Annotated in this window: 17 protein-coding genes; all 17 read right to left on the reverse strand. The window is 59.4% G+C overall.

All coding sequences use genetic code 11. The features are described 5' to 3' along the window. Window positions 1–359: 359 nt before the first annotated feature. Entirely contained in the window at window positions 360–893 is a 534-nt protein-coding gene (locus P9L99_02525; protein ID MDP8222210.1) for a ferritin family protein, read from the reverse strand. A 46-nt stretch (window positions 894–939) separates the two neighbouring features. After that, a complete protein-coding gene (locus P9L99_02530) occupies window positions 940–1,494 on the reverse strand; it encodes a nitroreductase family protein (protein MDP8222211.1) in 555 nt (184 codons plus the stop codon). A gap of 31 nt (window positions 1,495–1,525) precedes the next feature. Further along, window positions 1,526–2,449: a phosphatidylglycerol lysyltransferase domain-containing protein gene (locus P9L99_02535; GenBank protein MDP8222212.1), complete on the reverse strand. Its 924-nt coding sequence runs from the start codon at window positions 2,447–2,449 to the stop codon at window positions 1,526–1,528. Window positions 2,450–2,469: 20 nt separating this feature from the next. Then, on the reverse strand, window positions 2,470–3,957 hold the full coding sequence (locus P9L99_02540) for a radical SAM protein (GenBank protein ID MDP8222213.1): 1,488 nt from the start codon (window positions 3,955–3,957) through the stop codon (window positions 2,470–2,472). Window positions 3,958–3,968: 11 nt separating this feature from the next. Continuing rightward, window positions 3,969–5,915: a hypothetical protein gene (locus P9L99_02545; protein ID MDP8222214.1), complete on the reverse strand. Its 1,947-nt coding sequence runs from the start codon at window positions 5,913–5,915 to the stop codon at window positions 3,969–3,971. A 3-nt stretch (window positions 5,916–5,918) separates the two neighbouring features. Then, window positions 5,919–6,509 carry a TlpA disulfide reductase family protein gene (locus P9L99_02550; GenBank protein MDP8222215.1) on the reverse strand — a complete coding sequence of 197 codons (591 nt, stop codon included), beginning with the start codon at window positions 6,507–6,509 and terminating at the stop codon, window positions 5,919–5,921. A gap of 204 nt (window positions 6,510–6,713) precedes the next feature. Further along, a complete protein-coding gene (rpsI, locus tag P9L99_02555; GenBank protein MDP8222216.1) occupies window positions 6,714–7,106 on the reverse strand; it encodes a 30S ribosomal protein S9 in 393 nt (130 codons plus the stop codon). Between the two features lie 10 nt (window positions 7,107–7,116). Continuing rightward, complete coding sequence (gene rplM, locus P9L99_02560) at window positions 7,117–7,548, reverse strand: 50S ribosomal protein L13 (protein MDP8222217.1); 432 nt, start codon at window positions 7,546–7,548, stop codon at window positions 7,117–7,119. Window positions 7,549–7,745: 197 nt separating this feature from the next. Further along, window positions 7,746–8,834: a hypothetical protein gene (locus P9L99_02565; GenBank protein MDP8222218.1), complete on the reverse strand. Its 1,089-nt coding sequence runs from the start codon at window positions 8,832–8,834 to the stop codon at window positions 7,746–7,748. A gap of 124 nt (window positions 8,835–8,958) precedes the next feature. Next, entirely contained in the window at window positions 8,959–9,387 is a 429-nt protein-coding gene (locus P9L99_02570; protein ID MDP8222219.1) for a peptidylprolyl isomerase, read from the reverse strand. Between the two features lie 122 nt (window positions 9,388–9,509). Beyond that, window positions 9,510–10,343 (reverse strand): peptidoglycan-binding domain-containing protein, encoded by an 834-nt coding sequence (locus P9L99_02575; GenBank protein ID MDP8222220.1) that lies wholly within the window; start codon window positions 10,341–10,343, stop codon window positions 9,510–9,512. Between the two features lie 10 nt (window positions 10,344–10,353). Continuing rightward, window positions 10,354–11,172 (reverse strand): phosphoribosylformylglycinamidine synthase subunit PurQ, encoded by an 819-nt coding sequence (locus P9L99_02580; GenBank protein MDP8222221.1) that lies wholly within the window; start codon window positions 11,170–11,172, stop codon window positions 10,354–10,356. A gap of 17 nt (window positions 11,173–11,189) precedes the next feature. Continuing rightward, the gene (locus P9L99_02585; GenBank protein ID MDP8222222.1) at window positions 11,190–14,171 is read right to left on the reverse strand and encodes an AIR synthase-related protein; all 2,982 of its coding nucleotides are present in this window, start codon (window positions 14,169–14,171) and stop codon (window positions 11,190–11,192) included. Between the two features lie 468 nt (window positions 14,172–14,639). Next, window positions 14,640–15,017: a hypothetical protein gene (locus P9L99_02590; GenBank protein MDP8222223.1), complete on the reverse strand. Its 378-nt coding sequence runs from the start codon at window positions 15,015–15,017 to the stop codon at window positions 14,640–14,642. A gap of 91 nt (window positions 15,018–15,108) precedes the next feature. Beyond that, window positions 15,109–16,458 (reverse strand): TldD/PmbA family protein, encoded by a 1,350-nt coding sequence (locus P9L99_02595; protein ID MDP8222224.1) that lies wholly within the window; start codon window positions 16,456–16,458, stop codon window positions 15,109–15,111. A 12-nt stretch (window positions 16,459–16,470) separates the two neighbouring features. After that, on the reverse strand, window positions 16,471–17,988 hold the full coding sequence (locus P9L99_02600; protein MDP8222225.1) for a TldD/PmbA family protein: 1,518 nt from the start codon (window positions 17,986–17,988) through the stop codon (window positions 16,471–16,473). A gap of 124 nt (window positions 17,989–18,112) precedes the next feature. Next, window positions 18,113–18,712, reverse strand: coding sequence for a hypothetical protein (locus P9L99_02605; GenBank protein MDP8222226.1), 600 nt, complete (start codon window positions 18,710–18,712; stop codon window positions 18,113–18,115). Window positions 18,713–18,971 lie beyond the last annotated feature (259 nt).

The raw sequence follows: 18,971 nt of genomic DNA on the forward strand, positions 1-18,971 counted from the left end.
CGTCCGTGGTGCCGACAATCCTTCCTACGCGGGAATGACGGGACGAAAGGATACAAAAGCGGCGGCGTCCGTGGTGCCGACAATCCTTCTTTCGTCATCCGCGTCATCCCCGTCATCCCCGCGCAGGCGGGGATCCAGATGGCCCTCTCACCTAGACCCGTATTGCCACAAACGTCATCCCCGCGCAGGCGGGGATCCAGACCAAACCATCCCGGAAAGAACCGGGACACGTAACAAGTACATATCCCTGGGTTTTTCCCGACGGTTTAATGTGAAGCTCGCCGAGCGACCAGCGGGAGCGGTCGCCGTGACAATGACGTCGCCGAATGCACGCGGTTTCGGGTCCAGGCTCAGCCTGGTTAGGCGCCGTCGACGTGGGATCTTTCTTTTTCGCGGAACCAGGCGTCGGGATCGCTAAGGTAGAGTTTCATATCGGTCAGCAATTCGTGGTGCGTTTCTTCCTCGGCGATCATTTCCTTGATGAATTCGATTTCCAGTTCGTCGGCGGCGTCGGCCAGGTGTTCTTTGTAGAACGCGACGGCGCGTGCTTCGAAGTCGATACCGACTTGCAGCGCATCCAAATCGGAGGTTTGCGGCTGGATGGTGCCGCGATGTTTGTAGGCCATGTCGCGGAACATTTGGCCGAGGTCGCGTTGCGGCGCGGCGACGGTCTTCCACTCGTCGTTCCAACCGCCTCCGCCGCTGATTTCGGCGTAGATTGTCTTGATGCGCTCGACGTGGACCAGTTCATCTTCCTTGAGCATGGTGAAGATGTTGCGGCCCAGCTCGTTGCCGGTTTCGCCGACGGCTTTTTCGTAGAAGGCAAAGCCTTTTTCTTCCATTTCCAGCGCCGTTTGCAGCATGCCCAGCGCGCGTTCGTTGTCGGTAGCCATTAGTTTTCCTCCGCGAGGTTCTGTGTTTTTATTACGAGGGCACCCGTTACAGCCGGGTGACGATTTCCGTTGCGTCTTTGCGTTGGCGCGGCTCGGCGCTTTTTCCCTTCGCGTGATCGGGCAAGTGGCTTTCATCGTCGGTGGGTCGGCCGACGGCGATCATCACCAGCGGCTCCGCGCCGGGCGGAATGTCGAACTGTTCGCGCACGGCATCGGGCCCGAAACCGGCCATGGGCCGCGCCACGAGCCCCAGTTCCGTGGCCGCCATCATGATGTTCATGACCGACATGCCCAGGTCGAATTGATAGTACTCGCGACCGTCTTTGATTTGGCAGTCGTCTTCCTTGGCGGCGTAGCCGACGATCAACAGCGGCGCGCGATGGGCCCAGGGTTCGTTGCCCTTGGACAGGCAGGCCGCGCCTTTTTCAAGCGCTTGGTCCGATAGCAAAAAAAGGAAACGCCAGGGTTGGTTGTTGAAGCAGCTTGGCGTCAGGCGCGCGGCTTCGATAAGCGTCGTGACGAATTCATCGGGGAGTTTTTCGGAGTCGATCGCCCGCGTGGCGTGCCGTTTTTGCAGCAACTGGATCACTTGCGCGTCCATCCGGCTTCCTCCTTCGGCCGGCCTCGCCGGCTTATGCCATTTCCAACGTATATTTTTCCACCAACCGCACCGGTTGGTAGCTTTCTTTGGCTTTGCGCAAACCCGGAACGCCCAGGTCCTGTTCGCGATTGACGAACTCGAATTCGCCCAGCAGGCGCTTGCAGAGCAGTTGGTTGATCGCCTGGTAGACGCCCGGATACATCGTCGTGCCTTTCTCGAAGTGGATCACCGCCGTATCCGGCCCCAAGGCTTCGGCGACGCTGAAGGCGATCACCCGTCGCGCTTCGTCGTCGGTCACCAGCGCCCCGCCGAACACGGGCAAGTGGTCCCACTGTTCGAGGGCTCGAAACACGGCCTGGTCCTCGGCGTCGAGATCCGGGTGCTCGCTGCAACTTTTGTGCTCGCACCATTCGCGCTGCATTTCCAGGCACGCGGCCACGAGTTCGTCATCAATTTCACGGAACGAAGCGGCGACGCTTCGGGAAAATTTCTTGATCAGGTTGCGTTTGCTGCCGAATTTGCGCCCCGCCAGATTCGCTAAGTCCGTCTGTAAGTAAACGTAATCAGCGTGATCCCGATCAGCAACCATTGCCAGGGAGGGCTCGGCCTGCCGCAACGCCGCCGCCGTTTGCTCCGGAACGCGGGCGAAACGCGACGGGCCGCCCAACGATTCGGCCCACGCCAACGCGCGGCGCACGCCTTCGCGGTCTAGGGTTTCTCCCAGTGGCGTCAACAGTAGTCCCTGGTCGGCCGGACCGCGCCACAGCAACAAGGTGTTGCCGACGCGGGACAACAGGAGCGGGTGCGTTCCCGACCACGTCAGCAAGTTCGAGAAGGTCATTTCCGACGTGACCGGCGGCGCCTGCTGCAGCAGCTTGTTAATCAAGATGTCGTGGTCAAAGGAGATCGGCGTCGACGCGGGCACCTCGGGAACGAGATGCAATTTCTGAAGCATGTTTACCCTTTGCCGGAAAACTAGTATTGGATTTTCTTCGTCCAGTACCGACCGAACACGCTCATGTTCGTCGTCAGCATGGACCACGCGGTGCGAACGGAGCGTTTCAGTTCGTGCCGGCTTTTCAATCGCAACAGCGCTTTCACAATATAACGCGGCCGGAAGTAAAAGCGAATATACGCGCGGCGGGTCCACTGCTGGATTTCCTCTTCGCTCAGGTCGCAGCCGGGGCGCGGCACGAAGATTTCGTTGCCGGGGTCCAGAATATACTTCCGCCAATAGTCGGGCTGACCTTCGTTGAGCAGCATGCGATACAACTCGGTGGCGGGCATCGGCGTCACCTTCGAGAACTGGGCGTAGTCCAGCTTGAGGTCGATGGCAAAGCGGATGGAATCTTGTATCGTCTCCGGTGTCTCACCGGGACTGCCGACCATGAAGTAGCCGAAGGTGTCGATCTTGTGTTTGCGCGTCAGGAACATGACCTCGCGAATCTGCTCGAGATTCGTCTTCTTGCGCAGCGTTTCCAGGATTTTCGGGCTCGACGACTCAATGCCGTAGTAGATCCGCTTGCAGCCGGCGTTGCGCAGGGCGACGAGCATTTCTTCGTCCACCAAGTCCACCCGGCTGCGAATCGCCCACGCGACGTGAATGCCGCGGCGGTTGATTTCTTCGCAGATTCTGACGACGCGTTTCTTGTCGACGGTGAACGAGGAATCGAAGAAATCGAACTCGCGCACCTTGTACACGTGGTAGCACTCCTCGATTTCGTCCACCACGTTCTCCGGCTTACGGCCGCGAAACGGCAAGCCCCCCTGCTCGCAGAAGATGCACCGGAACGGACACCCGCGACTGGTGATCAGCGGCGTGAAGTTGCGAAATTGGCTAATAAAACTGTAGTAGCGGTCGTTGGGCAGGTGGTTGCGCGCGGGAAAGGGCACGTTGTCCACATCGTAAAGCAAATCCGGAAACTCGTTGACGACCACTTGGTCGCCGTCGCGCCAAATCACGCCCTTGACCGACGCCAGGTCGCCGCCTCGGTTGAGCGTCTCCAGAAACTCCGGCAGTACCATCTCGGCTTCCCCGGTGCAGCCGAAATCGATTGCTCGATGGCTAAAGGTTTCCTCCGGGTAGATGCCCATGTGCACGCCGCCCAACAACGTGGGCGCACCCACGGCTTCGCGCAACGCTTTGACCCACAGGTAGGTCTGATAAAACAGGTACGTGGTGACCGTAAACGCCAGCATATCCGGCTGAAAATTGCGCACGCGTCGAATCGTCTCCGAAAGCGGCAACTCCAGCGCGTTGGCGTCGATGAATTGAATCTCACAACCCAACTTTTCGGCCAAGCCTGCAACATATGCCAACGACAACGACGGGAATACTCCGTAGTTTTCCTTGACGGCCTTGATGCCGGGCTCGTTTTTCACCGGGCCGTAGGGCGGATAGATGAAACTGATGCGCTCGATGGGTCGGCGCAACAAATCTTCGGTGCGTTTCCAGGACGTCACGGCTTCTCCACCTAAAGCTCGCCGGCTTCGCGATAACCGGCGAATATGGCGGCGCGAATCTGCTTTTCAGGGTGCAGGAGCGCCGGGGCGATCGGTTCTTTGGATAATAACACGTTTTCGGCATTGCGTCGGGCTTGCTTGCCGTAACCCCGCCACATACATGCCGGCATTCCTCTAAGACCTCCCAAGTCAACACTGAGCGTCGCGCCGGCGAATTGGCCCACCCCCATGCACCACGCTTCGTACGACGCCGGATCCGCCGCCGCCAGCGCCCCTGTCGCGCCCAGGATTCGCCGTGGCGCCAACCGCGCTTGGCGGGCGTAGCCAATGCCCCGGCCCTCCATCAACGCTGCTCGATGCTCGGCGTCGCCCTGTGGATCTTCGCGCACGTATTGGAGCAGTCGATCCGCGACCCGATCCGGCGGGAGTTCGGCAAGCGCCGCACCCTGATGCCGCCCGAATCCCCGCGCCACGTCGGTGGCATACAGCGGGTCGATTTCTCCCGCCAGCTTGTAGGCCAGCGGCAACGTGGTCGGCCCGGTCTTGCCGAGCATTTCGAAAAACAGACGCCGGTGGTCCGGCGACAAGCGCTCCACGGCTTCAACCTTCTCGGCTCGCCGCAGGCGATTGCGCGAGATGGCCACCGCCAGGCGCTCGACGACATGCCCGTAGGAATCACCCCGCACTTGCAGCACAATCGGCGAGTACGCCTCGGGTCGTCGCAGCGAACCGTAGTACGGCAGCGACAGCGCCAGCATCAAAACGACGGCCACGCCGATGAGGGCAAGTTGCGGCGCCCACCGGTCGTGCAGCCAATCCCAAAGCGCCTGCACGCCCAAGGCGAGGGCCGCCAGCGCCACCGGGAAAAGCGGCGCGAGGTATCGAAATTCCATGTAGTGAATCGGGCCGACGGTGACCGGCGCCTGCCCGAGGCGAAAGCCCGAGAACACGAGCACGCCGCCGTATATCACGCCGTACACCAGCAGACCTATCGCCGCGCGCGCCCGCGTCGTGTCGTCTTTGACGATCCGCCGCACCCAAATCGCGATCACCGCCACGGCCGCCAGTGTCAGCGCAAAAAACAACCAACGGCCCCACGCCGCCCGATACAACGAGGCGGTAGGCAAATCCACGACCAACAGCCGCAACAGTTTGACGGGAATAAAACCGAGATCACTTTCCAGAAAATACTGTCGGATCGACACCATCTCACCCGCCGCATAACCCGTGTAGGTGTCGATGCGGCCCAGCGCCCGCCAACCGAAAAACGACGCCGACCACACAAGCGGGGCCAAGCCGACGAACACGCCTCCCAACGCCGCCGGCAACCGCCGCCACGAGCCGATCCACGCCACCATCACCAACACCCAAAGAATCGTCGGCGCGCCCGAATAGGCGAAATACGTCGCGCAGCCCGCCGTCAAACCCAGCAAGAAAGATCGCCCGTTGCCGAGGCCCTCGCGCTGCCGTCGCCACGCGCTTACCAGCAAGAACAAGATCACGCCGACAAAGAGGCTTTGCTCCGCGTGATTGCCCCATGCGGTATGCGTCAAATGAAGCCACGCCGGCGGGGGGAACACCGCCAGCACGCCGTAGACGATCGCCGCGACGCGTCCGCCGATGCGCCACAGCGCCCAAAACCAGAAGCAGAAGGCCAATAAGTGAATCGTGATCGCCGCCGCTTTCAGGGCCAGCAAATTCGGCCCGCACAACCAGCGCCACGGCGCCGACAATAACCCCTCGATCATCGTCCCGGCAGCAAAGGGTTTGAATTGATAGGCGGGGGCCGGCAGCAACAAGCCGCGACCGACATCCACGGCGATATTGCCGGTGGGCAGTTCGTCATCAACCGCCGCCCACCCGGCGGAATCGGGGTAGAAAAGGACGACAAGGCGAACCAAGACGAAAGCGAAAAGGAAAAGCGGCAGCAGGCTTCGGCGCAGAAAGGTGCCGTTCACAATTTACAGTAAGTCCTCGATCAGCAGCGACAAAACATCCTTGTCGTATTCGTGGGTGACGAATTCGATTTGGAAGTCGCGCGTCAGTAAGAGGTTGAAGGGGATCACTTCCTTTTCGAAGTACGGTCGCAAACTCCAATCGGGGTCGGCGCACACTACAAAATCGAGGCCGAATTCCCCGCGCCAATCGGCCGCCGTTTGCGGCGTGGCCGGGTTGTACGCGGCGTCCTCGACGATCAGCGAAATGAGCACGAAATCTTCGTCGCCGTATTCTTCCCAAATGTCGTTTTGCAGGCTCGGCGCTTCCTCTTTACATGGGGCGCACCAAAAGGCTCCGGTGTTCAGCAGCACGACTTTGCCCAGATAATCGTAGAGCTGAACCTCGTTACCGTCGGCGTCGACCCACTGAAAATTCTCGATCTCCGGATTGATGTCATCATCGTCGTCAACACCGCTTGCGTCGTCGTCACCGACGCCGCCGTCATCGTCGCCCCCGGTATCGATCGCGTCGCCGTCGTAGCGCCCCTCGGCCGTGCCGCAAGCCACGACGAAAGCCAAGAGCAAAACGAACACGATGTACATTCCCTGGCGCATACGAACTCCCTGCCATCGTTCCGGAAACGCCGCTTCCCGGCCTTCCCGTGCCGCTATTCTAGCCCAAGGCGCCCGCGCGGCAAAAGAGCGGGTTTGGAAAACGGCTTCGGGAGAAAAGGCGCCGATCTCCCTGCCCGATGGCGCACCATAAAAAAGGGGCCCAACAGGCCCCTTTCGAAAAATCGGATCGCAGATGTGCTTGGCTTAGCGTTTGCTGAACTGGAAGCGACGACGCGCCTTGCGGCGTCCGTATTTCTTCCGTTCGACCATCCGAGCATCGCGGGTGAGCATGCCGGCTTTCTTCAGCGGCGTACGCAACTCCGGGTTGTAGACGATCAAGGCCCGGGAGATCCCGTGCCGCACTGCACCGGCCTGGCCGCTAATGCCGCCTCCCCTCACGATCACCCTCACGTCGAATTTTCCGTTCGTGCCGGTGATATCGAAGGGTTGCTGAATTAGTTGCCGCGCGGTTTCGCGCTGGAAGAAATCTTCGAACGTACGCTTGTTCACCTGGATAACGCCGGAGCCGGGCGCGATATAAACGCGGGCTACCGAGGTCTTGCGTCGGCCAGTGCCGTAATATTGGTTGTCAGCCATCGCTTTCTCCTCAATTCAATTCTAGCGGCACAGGTTGCTGCGCTTCGTGCGGATGGTCGGGGCCGGCATATACCTTGAGTTTTGTCAACAATTTCCGGCCCAGATTGTTCTTGGGTAGCATACCCTTGACCGCGTGCCGAATCAGATGTTCGGGCTTGCGCTCCAACATCCGTTTGGCGTTCATTGATTTGATTCCGCCGGGGTATCCTGAGTGGCGGTAGTACGTCTTTTGTTCCACTTTCCGGCCCGTCAACCGCACTTTTTCAGCGTTGATGACGACGACGAAATCACCCACATCCTCGTGCGGCGTGAACGTCGCTTTGTTTTTGCCGCGGAGGATCTTCGCGATTTCGCTGGCGGCGCGACCCAGAACCACGCCGTCGAGATCCACTACGTACCAGCCACGTTCCACCTGGCCGGGTTTCGCACTAAAGGTCTTCATGCCCCTGTCTCCTTACGCAACGAAAAGTGCCTCAACGACGCCACCGGGGCGAAATGGGCCAACGCCGCTTCAGCCAAAAGTTCGTTCAGTTTCATTCGACGGGCTTTAGGTCCCGCCTGACCCTGAAGATGCACGGGGCGCATAAAATAATGAAAAACAGAGGCGAATGCAAGCGAAAAATTCTTTTTTTCCGCAGACTACCGCAAGTGCCGCTCCCAGAAATCCAGGATACGTTCGTGCTCGGCTCCGTATCCGTACGGCACCTGCATCGTCGGCACGGCGGTATGGGTTAGATTGTCGATGGGGTACGCGTAGGGCGCGAGGTCGGGAATCGTCTCGTCCAACACGTAGCCAGTCGCGGTGCTGTAATAGCTAAAAAGCGCCGTTTCATCCGATACATACGCGGCAAACGCCCTCTCGTGGCGGATGGTCAAGTTGCTGCCCACGCTGCCACCCGAGTGACCGATCAGCCCGATCGCTTCGGCATCCACATCTTCCCGGAATTTCAAGTATTTCAGAGCAAGAAGAGTTTCGTAATTGCGCATGGTAAGCAATGTGAAACCGTTTTCCAGCATCGCCCAAGATACGTCGCTTTCGCTCTGAGTCGCGCCGTTGGCTCGCATCGAGATCGCCAAAACCGCAAGGCCCGCCCTGGGGTAACGTTCGAATTCGTACCCTTCAAGAAAATCGCCGGCGCTGGTCTCGTCATGGCCGTGAATCGCCACGACTCCCGGATACGGCGGGGTGCCGGCCGGCAGCCACAGAACGCCGTGAAAAGTGCCGACATACGGATCCGAAAACAGCAGTTCCTCTTCCCAATAATCGCCGCGCTTGCGTTGATTGATTCGCGCAACTTCCAGCAACCTGTCGGCGATGCCCTCGCGCAAGAAATCGATGTTGAGCGCTTCGCGTATGATGCCCTCGGTCTGCGATTCGGTCGTGTCGAGATCGGGAGGGAATTCTCCGTTCAGCCAATTGGCGGCGATTTCGTTTTCAAGAGCCTCGTGGGAGCGGGGACGCGCAAAATCCGCGGCGATATCAAGGAAAGCAAAATAGTCGTCTACACAGGTGTCCCAAACCTCACAGGGCGGTTCGCCGCCAAGCTCGTCGTACTCGACGACATTGAGGTCACCGGGATCGCCCCAGACGTCATCATCGTTGCTATCATTATCGTCATCGTCGTCGGAGCCGCTCGTGCCCGAGTCATCTTCGCCGCTGTCACACGCCGCGCCGACAAGCACAGCAAGCGCCAACAAGGCGAGCAGTGGGAGGTAGGTTGCCCGCATTCAGCACTCCAAAATGTCCGGCACAATGATACATCCGAATGGAACATTCGCGCACGAAAAAACAAAGAGCCGGGGAAAGCCCCGGCCCTTTTCCAACATACGGTCTTATCGGCCGTGTATTCGCTTAGGACACTTCGAGCACTTCGATTTCGAAGTTCAGGTCTTTTCCGGCCATGGGATGATTCTGGTCCAGCGTCACTTCCGCCTCGGTGACAGCAGTCACTCGCACGGGGATCCGCTCGCCGCCATCGCCCTGCACCGCCAAAACCTGGTCGACTTCCGGATCGATGTCCGGCGGGAATACGCTGCGGTCCACGCTCACCACGCCTTCGGGGCGATGCGGGCCGTAAGCCTTATCCGAGGGTACCATGCCCGTGCGCGTTTCGCCCACATCCATGCCCACGACGATTTCCTCAAACCCTGGAATGATCTGACCTTCGCCGATCGTGAATTCCAAAGGATCGCCGCCCTGGGACGTATCGAAAACCGAGCCGTCGTCCAAAGTACCGGTGTAATGTACCTTCACGGTGTCGCCGTTTTTTACTTCTGACATTCCTGTTCCTTTGTTTGGGGGTAATAGATTCCTACACCTTACGCAAAACAGCCTGGATGTAAAGGAATGAGGCCGCTTTTTTTTGGAGACAATGGCGAAAAACGCCCGTTACCGCTCCGTTTTCAGCCCTCGCGAGCCAAGCACTCGACGATTTCGGCTATCGCCGCGCGCAGCGGTTGCGGAGCGGGCGTCACGCAACCCACCGCGTTCTCGGCCAGTGCGCGTTCCATCCCGTCAGCGTCTTGTTTCGCGGCCGCTTTGCCCAAACTTCCCTCTTCTTGGAGCAAGGTCGCAAGGATGTCGAACTGGTAATCCAGATCGCCGAACTGCGCCGCTCGTTCCGCATCGAGCTGCTCGTGCTCTTCCACAAACGCCGTCGCCAACTGCAGGAAGCCTAATCGAGTCGCCTTGCGCCGCGCCGTTTTCAAATCATCGCCCGCCGCCAGGCATCTGACAATTTCGCCCAGTTCGAGTCCCGGTACCGCCACGCCGTTATTGAAGGCGACGTAAAGGCCGAGAAACGCCGGCACTAGCTGCTCGGGGACGCGAGCCTGCGCTTCGTTGAGATAGTACATCAGAGCGTGTTTGCCGGTGACCGGATGCGCGTTTTGGACATGATCAAGCTGCCCGCGGACACTGATTTGCGTCGCGTGCGACATTTTTTGCAGCCGATCGGCGGCTTGTTGCAGCAGTTTTGCGCGTGACGCGTCATCGAAACGGCCGGTTATGTCCAGGCCGTTTTCCTCCTGCCACCATTTAAGCGCCCGTCGAGTCGCCGGACCGACCACGCCATCAATCCACGGCCGCCCGCGTTCGCCGGTCGGAAAACCGAGTACGATCAGACTTCGTTGCATGACGCGGATTTCTTCTTCGTATGGACCGTCTTCGACAGCCCACGCTTCTTCTACGACCGCCGGGTCCAAACCCAGGACGGACGCGATAATCGCATCGCTCATTGTCTGCTCCTTAGAACCGACGTTTGAGGTAATGGTAAGCATTCCGGAACAGTTGCACACCGTGGCCTTCCTCGGGCATCGTCTTGTAACGTTGCCACCTGGGGAAGTTAGTGTAATGCAGGAAGGCTTCCGGGTGTGGCATCAGGCCGAAAACCCGGCCGGTTTCGTCGCACAGCGCTGCGATATTCTCGACGCTACCGTTGGGATTGGCCGGATATTTATCGGTCGGGTCGCCTTGCAGGTTGGCGTAGTGCAGACACCCCAAGCGCTTCTTGACCACGGTTTCAAGAACGCCTTCATCGGCGATAATCAGTTTTCCTTCGCCATGCCGTACCGGCAAATAAAGGTGCTCCACGTTTTTCAGGAAGACGCACGGCGTCCGCCTCTCCGTTTTCAAAATGACCCAGCGATCTTCAAAACGCCCGGAATCGTTGAAGGTTAGCGTAGCGGTTTGTTTGAAATAGGCGCCGCCGGTGGCCGGCAGCAAGCCGAGTTTAACCAACAACTGGAACCCGTTGCAGACGCCCATGATTAGCTTGCCGTCGTCAATGTAATGCTTGAGGACATCGGCCAGCAACTTGCCGCGAGACAGGCGAGCGTACCGCCACGTTACGGCCGCGGCTTTGGCCGCACCCAAGTCGTCGCCGTCCATGAATCCGCCCGGCAAACAAAAGAAATGATACTCTTCCAGATCCACTTCGCCGCGCAAAACCTCATAGATGGACACAATATCCACACGCTCGAACCCGCCGAGCTTGCACGCGTGCGCCATTTCCATTTCACAGTTGGTTCCGTTGCCGGTTACCACGATGGCTTTGATTTCGCCCACTTCGTCGCCGCTCCTTATCAGAAATCCAACGTGCGCTGCCACGCCCGCTTTAACTCTGCCACCGGCACTCGGCACAACACGCGACCGTTTATGCCGACGATCTCCAGCACCGGATCCTTGGTCACCAAGCCGATTTCGGCATACATCGAATCGACCATCCGCTCCTCAAAAGCGGTTTTATGCTCGGGCCGGACCGTGACCAGCAGCCGTCCCGGACTCTCGCTGAACAGTACGTAGTCGTTGCGCTCTACACCGTCGTAGGGCACCCGCGACAAGTACGCGCTGATGCCGTATCCGCCGGCGAAAGCCGTCTCGGCCAACGCCACGCCCAAACCGCCGTCGGACAGGTCGTGACACGAACGGACGATGTTGGCTCGCATGGCGTCGCGCAGACGCCGGTACATTTCGATCGCGTATTCCGGCTCCAACCGCGGCACTTTGTTGCCGATGTAACCCATCTCGCTGAAGAATTCCGAGCCGCCCAACTCATCCCGCGTATATCCAAGCAAGTACACGAGATCGCCGGGGTTTTTGGAGTCCATCGTCACGCATCGGCGCGCGTCAGGGATCCGTCCGATCACGGTAAACAACAGCGTCGGCGGCACCGAAATTTTCAGGTCGCCGACGTGGTAGTCGTTTTTCATGGAATCTTTGCCGGAGATGCACGGAATTCCGTAGATGCATGTGACGTCGTACAGCGCTTTGTTCGCCCGCACGAGTTGAGCAAGCTTGTGCTTGCCATCGGGAGTCTGGTCGGAATGCACCGGATCGGGCCAGCAGAAATTGTCGAGCCCGGCCATATGGTCCACATCGCCGCCCACGGCCACCGCGTTGCGTACCGCTTCGTCCACGGCGCAGGCCGCCATGTGGTAGGTGTCGATGTCGCTGTATTTCGGGCAGATCCCGTGGGCGATCACGACGCCTTCCATGCTATCCAGGTCGGGCCGCACGACCGCCGCGTCGGAGGGGCCGTCGTTCTTGATCCCCACCATCGGCTTCACGACGCTGCCGCCCTGCACTTCATGGTCGTACTGCCGGACGAAATACTCCTTGCTGCACACATTGAGCCGCCCGAGAACGCGCATTAACACGTGGGCCAAATCGCGGGGCACCGGCGGCCGTGGTTCGGGGTGCCGCACCGGTTTCCACACCGCATGCAATTTCATGGGCGGCAGGCCGTCATGCAAGAAGTCCATATCCAACAGGCCGACGGTTTCCTCGTTATAGAGCACGTGGAAAAGGCCGGTATCGGTAAATTCGCCCAACACCGTCGATTCCACATTGAACTTGGCGGAAAGATCGAGAAACGCTTGGACGTTGTGCGGCGGCACGGCGACGGTCATCCGCTCCTGAGCCTCGGAGATCAAAATCTCCCACGGATGCAAACCGGCGTACTTGAGCGGCGCCTTGGCCAAATCGATTTCGCAGCCGCCGGTATCTTGCGCCATCTCACCCACCGACGAGGACACCCCGCCCGCGCCGTTGTCGGTGATGCAAGAATACAAGCATGCGTCGCGCGCTTTAAGGAGAAAGTCGGTCATGCGTTTTTGGGTGATCGGATCGCCGATCTGCACCGCCGTCGCCGGGCTCTTTTCGTGCAATCCCTCAGACGAGAACGTCGCTCCGTGGATGCCGTCTTTGCCGATGCGGCCGCCCACCATAATGACGACGTCGCCCAAATTCGCCTTCTTGTACTCGCCGGGCCGGCCGCAGACCTCACGGGGCAGCAGGCCGCCCGTGCCGCAAAAGACCAAAGGCTTGCCGGCATAGCGATCGTCGAAGACCACCGAACCGTTGATGGTGGGAATGCCGGATTTGTTACCACCGTGTTCGACGCCCTCGCGCACTCCCTCGAGAACCCGCTTGGGGGGCAGCAAGCGCGGACCGAGCGGCTTGTCGAAAAACGGGCTCGCGAAACAAAACACGTCGGTATTGAGAATCAGCTTGGCGCCGGCGCCCGTACCGAAGGGGTCACGGTTTACGCCGACGATGCCGGTCAAGGCGCCGCCGTAAGGATCAAGGGCGCTGGGACTGTTGTGCGTTTCGACTTTCATGACCAGCGCAAAGCGGTCGTTGAACGCGATAACTCCGGCGTTGTCTTTGAAAACCGACAAACAGAAGTCTTTCGCGCCTTTCTTCTGCCGGATTTTTTCGGTGCTTCCCTTGATGAAGGTGTTGAAAAGCGACCGGATCGTCTCCCGCCGCTGACCTTCCTGGTAAACGATATCGGCGTTGAAAATCTTGTGCTTGCAGTGTTCCGACCAGGTTTGCGCCAACGCTTCGAGTTCCACGTCGGTCGGGTTCTTGCCCAAACCGTAGCGACGCCGCTGCTTGCGCACTTCCGGGCGGTCGAAATAGCCCGCAATTTCCTTCATCTCCTGGAGCGTTAGCGCCAAACAACGACGCTTGCTGAGGCGTTCGATTTTTTCGTCCGGTAAGTTGAGGCTGACGGTCTTGACTCGCGGCTCGACGTCGATTCTCACGCTCGGTACCACGGCCTTTAGGCCGCGGCGTTTATCAAACTTGCGATCGGAAACAATCGTCCAGCGCTGAATCAGTTCGTTGGCCAAGACGTCCTTAGCGATACGCTCGGCTTCGGCGGCGGTCAATTCGCCTCGGATCAAATATTGGCGGCTCGTGTAGACACCTTCATGAGACCGAAACTTGACGCCCTCGGCCGTGACGATCGCTTCCCGCGCCGTACGACCCACGTTGTCGGTGACGCCAGGCCGGAAACCGACTTCAATCAGCCAATCCCACTTGAGCCCGAGCGCCGCCGGCTTGCCTACGAAAGCCTCTTCAATCACCGTATCGGTGAAACAGATCTTGGCCAACTTCTTGAGAACCTTGGACGTCAAGCGACGGTCAATTGTGTACACCTCCACGGTGCGCACACCCTCGACGTTGAGGCCGAGGTCTTCCCGAATTTGACGGGCCGTTTTGCCGCCGATCACGTCGTTGAACTGCGGCTTGAGGCGAACTTCAATACGATGGGCCATTCAAGCAAATCCTTCTTCAGACAGCCGTTTCTCAGCCGGCCCAAGGGGTTGACATCACGACTTTTTTGTGCCGATCCCCAGCGCCCGCGATACTATAACAGAGAAAAAACCCAGGTCAACAAAAAATTTATGCAACCGTACTATAGGATTGAGATTTGATTTACTTTCCCGAATACAATCAACCATTTACATTGTAGTTGTTTAGTATTTACACCATTAGATAATTGTTTTTGAGTCGGGGTTGACAGCCCTCTTTCCCGCCGACGCCGCTCGAGCGGGCATTTGACACCGGGGCCGCGGTGACGCTGCCCCTCACGGCATTGCCTCTTTCGGGAAAAAATACGAATACGCCGCCCCTGGCGACCCCGCCTATTCACCGAATCCTGTGATCGATGAAGGGCGAATTATCTTCAAGACAAAAAAGGCACCGACCTTCCGGCCGGCGCCTTCGTTTTACGCCACGTTCGTTTAGCAGCCTGCGAGGGCATCGCTCAGGACGTTGACGCAGCCCAGCGCGCCGTCGAGCAATGAACCGAAATCGCTGCAATCCAGATCCTGGAGGCAATCCAGGTAAGCGTTGGCAGCGGCTTCGACACAGCCGTCGCCGAGGGCGTAATCGCCGAACGAGCTGCAATATGTATCAGCACCGAGGCTGGTTCCGAAACACGATTCGTACCAGTCTTGGCATTCCGAAGTCAGCCCCCCGGCATCGTCATCGCCGGTGGCGTCGTCGTCGCCGGCCGCGTCGTCGTCGTCGTCATCGTCGTCGCCGCACGCCGTCATCACCGTCAAGGACAAGGACAACACGGCGATCAACATGAAAATATAGAACAAATTCCGTTTCATTAGAGCATCCTCCTTAGTTTCGAAATCGGGTCCCCTCGATGGGTGATTCGGACAAGATAACCGAATATCGGTCGCGATCAAGTCCTGGCTGTCACTTTCCCGCCACGGTCAATTTGGCAAAACGGATGGAGGGTGCGCCGGTAGCTCCACGCCAGTCCATATCCTCGCCCACCGCGTCGATTTCCCGCAGCATTTCGATCATGTTGCCGCCGACGGTAATTTCTTGTACCGGGTGGGTCAATTCGCCGTTTTCAATGAGTATTCCGTTCGCCCCGCGAGAGTACTCGCCGTTGACCGTATTGGCGCCGCGGCCCATCATGTCGGTGATCAACAAGCCCTTCTTGATCCCCTTGAACATGTCGGCCACCGGTGTTTTACCCGGCTCGAGGAAAAAGTTCGTCGTGCCGATGCCCGGCAGCGAACTGTATTCTCGCGAGGCCGTGCCGGTCGGTTTCGCACCCGCCTTGTTAGCCGTGTAGGTGTCGTAAATGTACTGCTTGAGCACGCCGCGACCTACCAGCAGCTTGCGCTCGGTCGTCAATCCTTCGCCGTCAAAGGGGCAACTACCGGTACGCCGGTCGAGCGTCCCGTCGTCGACGATGGTAATCAGTTCCGAGGCCACCTGCTCGCCGAGGCGGTCGAGCAAGAAGCTGCTCTTTTTGTAAATCATGTCGCCGTTGATCGCGCCGAGCAGACCGCGGATGAAGCTCTTGGTCATGGCCGGTTCGAAGATGATCGGCATCTCCCCGGATTCGATTTTGCGCGCGCCCAGCATGCGAGCGGCGCGGTTGACGGCTTGCCGGGCCACGGATTCCGGATCGTCGAGATCCGCCAGATGCGTGGCGAAATCAGACCACCAAGCCGACTGCTTTTGGTCGTCCTGCTCGCCGACCACGACGGAGTACAGCCAAGCGTAGGTTTTCTCACTGGTTCCCGAAAACCCCTCGCTATTGACCAGGGCCGTGCGCTGCACGTAGCTGCCCGCGCCCGCGTCTTCCACCTTCTTGACTCGCGGATCGCCGGCCAGGGAAGCTTTTTCGATCTCGATCGCCCACTTGGCCAACTCTTCGTTGGTGAGGGCCTCGACGCGCGGATCGAACACGTCGGGCAGGCGTTTAACGGGAGCGATCAACTCGCTGGGCGGAAGGCCGTTGTTCTTGTCGTCGGCGGTGTTGGCGGCGATCGCCAAAACCTGCTCGGCCAAGCGCGCCAATCCGTCGTCGCTCAGATCCGAGGTGTAACCAAACCCCAGACGGTTATCCTTAAAAACGCGCAGCCCCAGGCCGGTGCTGGTAGCTTGTTTGAGGTTCTCGACCGCGCCGTCGCGCGCGGTGATTTCGGCTTCCCGTCCCCATTCGTAGTAGGCGTCGACCTGGTCGGCCCCGGCCTTCTTCACGTTGGCGACGAGTTTTTGAATGCGACTTAGTTCTTTCTTTGTCATCGTCTCGCCCTCCTAGGCCTTGGACCCGCCGACGGTCATGTTGTCGATCCGAAGGTGGGGAAGGCCAACGCCGACCGGAACCGATTGGCCGTTCTTGCCGCACGTTCCGATACCCGGATCGAGTTCGGCGTCGTTCGCCACCATCGTCACCTGCTCCAGCGCTTTGGGCCCGATACCCACCAGCGTCACGCCTTTGAGCGGAGCGGTCACCTTGCCGCCTTCGATTTTGTAGGCCTCGGAGACCTCAAACACGAACTGGCCGTTGGCAATGTCGACCTGCCCGCCGCCGAACATTTTGCAGTAAATGCCTTTATCGACCGACGCGATGACATCTTCCTTCGTGTGCGGACCGGGCGCCAAAAACGTGTTGGACATCCGCGGCATCGGGAAATGCCGGAAGCTTTCGCGCCGGCCGCTGCCGGTGGACTCAGTGCCCATCAGCTTGGCGTTGAGGCGATCGGCCATGTAGCCTCGCAGAACGCCCTTTTCGATCAGCACCTTGCGCTGCGGACGACCGCCTTCGTCGTCCACATTGAACGAGCCGCGCCCATTGGGAATCGTGGCGTCGTCAATCACGGTGCAATGCTCGCTGGCAACCGTCTGCCCGATACGGCCGGTGTAGAGGCTGGTGCCTTTGCGATTGAAATCGGCTTCGAGGCCGTGGCCAATCGCTTCGTGCAAAAGGATCCCGCTCCAACCACTGGCCAGCACGACGGTTTGCTCGCCGGCTTCGACTTCTGCGGCGCCAAGCGTCGCCACCGCCGAAGTGGCCGCGACGCGCCCGACCATTTCCGGATCGAAATCACGATAAAACTCGAGCCCCACCCGACCGCCGCCGCCGTAAAAGCCGGTGCGCCGATCCTCGCCGTCGCTGGCGATGACGTATGCCGACAGTCTGGCCATCACATCGTGGTCCTCCACGAGCAGACCGTCGGTATTGGCGATCAATTTGTACTTGGCGGTGTCGATGAACCGGCCCATCACTTGAATCACCCGTTTATCGACACCCCGCGCGGCGGCGTTCATGGCGTTGAGTATATCGACTTTGCTCTTCACCGGCGTCTGCGCGATGTTGATTTTGATCGGCGACAGCGACGCGGCCATCCGCGCGTCCAGCGGCCGCGGCTTCCACGAGCCCTTACCGGCGGCGATCATCGCGGCGGCGTCGGCAGTACGCAACAACGCGGCGGGCGAGAAGTCGTCGGAATAAGCGTACCCGACCTTGATGCCGCTGATGACGCGAATACCCACGCCGCGGCTGTGCCCGACGGTGGCGCTGCGGATTTTGTCTTCATCGAGCGAGACGTTGGTGCCGATGCCGTCCTCGACGAACACCTCGGCGAATTCGCCGCCCCGTGACATCGCTTTGCTAAGCAGCTTGGTGATGAGTTCTTCATCCAGGGGCAGGCCGCCGAAGGTGACATTGCCGGCCAGCGCAACCCGCGCCGCTCCAGGCCCGACACCGGCGAGCGCCCCGGCCGCGGCCATGGTGTGCAAAAACTCGCGGCGGTCCAATTTCCAGAAATTCATTGGTTTCATTCTGTATGCAACTCCTTTTCCGGCGCGTTCACTCTCTGAAGCGGCGAACGCGTATCGCGGAAATGTAGCACCAAATTGCGGTTCGTGCAGGGGGAAAAGTCCGCGCGTGTTCCGGTTAGTTCTCCTTGTCGCCGAATTCTGCTCTCAGCGCGGCGCGAAGGTCGGCGAGGCTTATCACCTTCTTGTCGATCAGGGTGCGCAACAGGGCGAATAGAACATTCTGGTCGCTGTAGCAGGAAAGGATCATCCGCAGGGAGTCCGGCGCTTCGCAGTCGCGATAAACCTCCTGGAAAAAGACTTCGAACATGCCGTGGCTGCACACATAGGGTTCGACGAAACACCCGGTGGCTTGCTTGAGTATTTCCATCGAATCCCAATCAGTCGGATCAGGTGTGGCGACAATCATGGCGGGCTCATCGGGCGGACGTTCGACGATTTTGACCGGGACCACCATGGTCTCGCGCGCTAGGCGGGCGGGCAGTCGCTCGGCCGCGGCCGGTTGCTCTTCGGTTTTTCGCAGATCGATTTGCGGCACGTCGTACGCCAAGCTGAGAAAACGCAGCAATTCGTCCTCGGCCAGGTAGCCCAGCCCCACTAGAACCGAGCCGATGCGACCTCCGTCCGCTTCCTGCTTCTCAAGTCCCTTTTTGAGCTGTTCGTTGGTGATGAGTCCGCGCACGAGAAGCATTTCGCCTAGTTTTCTGCGAGGCAGCATGATTTCCCCCAAAGAACAAAATAACGAAATTGTAATGGCCGCGCCGCGCCGCGGCAACCGGATTCGGTGAGTCTTGAGTTATTAGTTTGGTCGCAGGCGACCTCGCAGCTAGTCCACGCCCGGCGCTAAACCCGCCAGGCGGTGCCTGGACCCAAAACCGCGAATATTACCCTTCGTGTCCCGCATTTTTCCCTTCGACAAGCTCCCTTCGGTTTGAGCCCAGGGTCGAAGACAGGACAGGCAAAGGGTAAAAGGGAAA

Origin of the sequence: Candidatus Lernaella stagnicola (assembly GCA_030765525.1) — a bacterium.
In the GTDB taxonomy this organism is placed as follows: domain Bacteria; phylum Lernaellota; class Lernaellaia; order Lernaellales; family Lernaellaceae; genus Lernaella; species Lernaella stagnicola.

Bases quoted from the DNA above. Each gene is read 5' to 3' on its own strand.
- P9L99_02525 (MDP8222210.1), bottom strand. From the start codon at position 893: ATGGCTACCGACAACGAACGCGCGCTGGGCATGCTGCAAACGGCGCTG.
- P9L99_02530 (MDP8222211.1), bottom strand. From the start codon at position 1,494: ATGGACGCGCAAGTGATCCAGTTGCTGCAAAAACGGCACGCCACGCGG.
- P9L99_02535 (MDP8222212.1), bottom strand. From the start codon at position 2,449: ATGCTTCAGAAATTGCATCTCGTTCCCGAGGTGCCCGCGTCGACGCCG.
- P9L99_02550 (MDP8222215.1), bottom strand. From the start codon at position 6,509: ATGCGCCAGGGAATGTACATCGTGTTCGTTTTGCTCTTGGCTTTCGTC.
- rpsI (MDP8222216.1), bottom strand. From the start codon at position 7,106: ATGGCTGACAACCAATATTACGGCACTGGCCGACGCAAGACCTCGGTA.
- rplM (MDP8222217.1), bottom strand. From the start codon at position 7,548: ATGAAGACCTTTAGTGCGAAACCCGGCCAGGTGGAACGTGGCTGGTAC.
- P9L99_02565 (MDP8222218.1), bottom strand. From the start codon at position 8,834: ATGCGGGCAACCTACCTCCCACTGCTCGCCTTGTTGGCGCTTGCTGTG.
- P9L99_02570 (MDP8222219.1), bottom strand. From the start codon at position 9,387: ATGTCAGAAGTAAAAAACGGCGACACCGTGAAGGTACATTACACCGGT.
- P9L99_02575 (MDP8222220.1), bottom strand. From the start codon at position 10,343: ATGAGCGATGCGATTATCGCGTCCGTCCTGGGTTTGGACCCGGCGGTC.
- P9L99_02585 (MDP8222222.1), bottom strand. From the start codon at position 14,171: ATGGCCCATCGTATTGAAGTTCGCCTCAAGCCGCAGTTCAACGACGTG.
- P9L99_02590 (MDP8222223.1), bottom strand. From the start codon at position 15,017: ATGAAACGGAATTTGTTCTATATTTTCATGTTGATCGCCGTGTTGTCC.
- P9L99_02595 (MDP8222224.1), bottom strand. From the start codon at position 16,458: ATGACAAAGAAAGAACTAAGTCGCATTCAAAAACTCGTCGCCAACGTG.
- P9L99_02600 (MDP8222225.1), bottom strand. From the start codon at position 17,988: ATGAATTTCTGGAAATTGGACCGCCGCGAGTTTTTGCACACCATGGCC.
- P9L99_02605 (MDP8222226.1), bottom strand. From the start codon at position 18,712: ATGCTGCCTCGCAGAAAACTAGGCGAAATGCTTCTCGTGCGCGGACTC.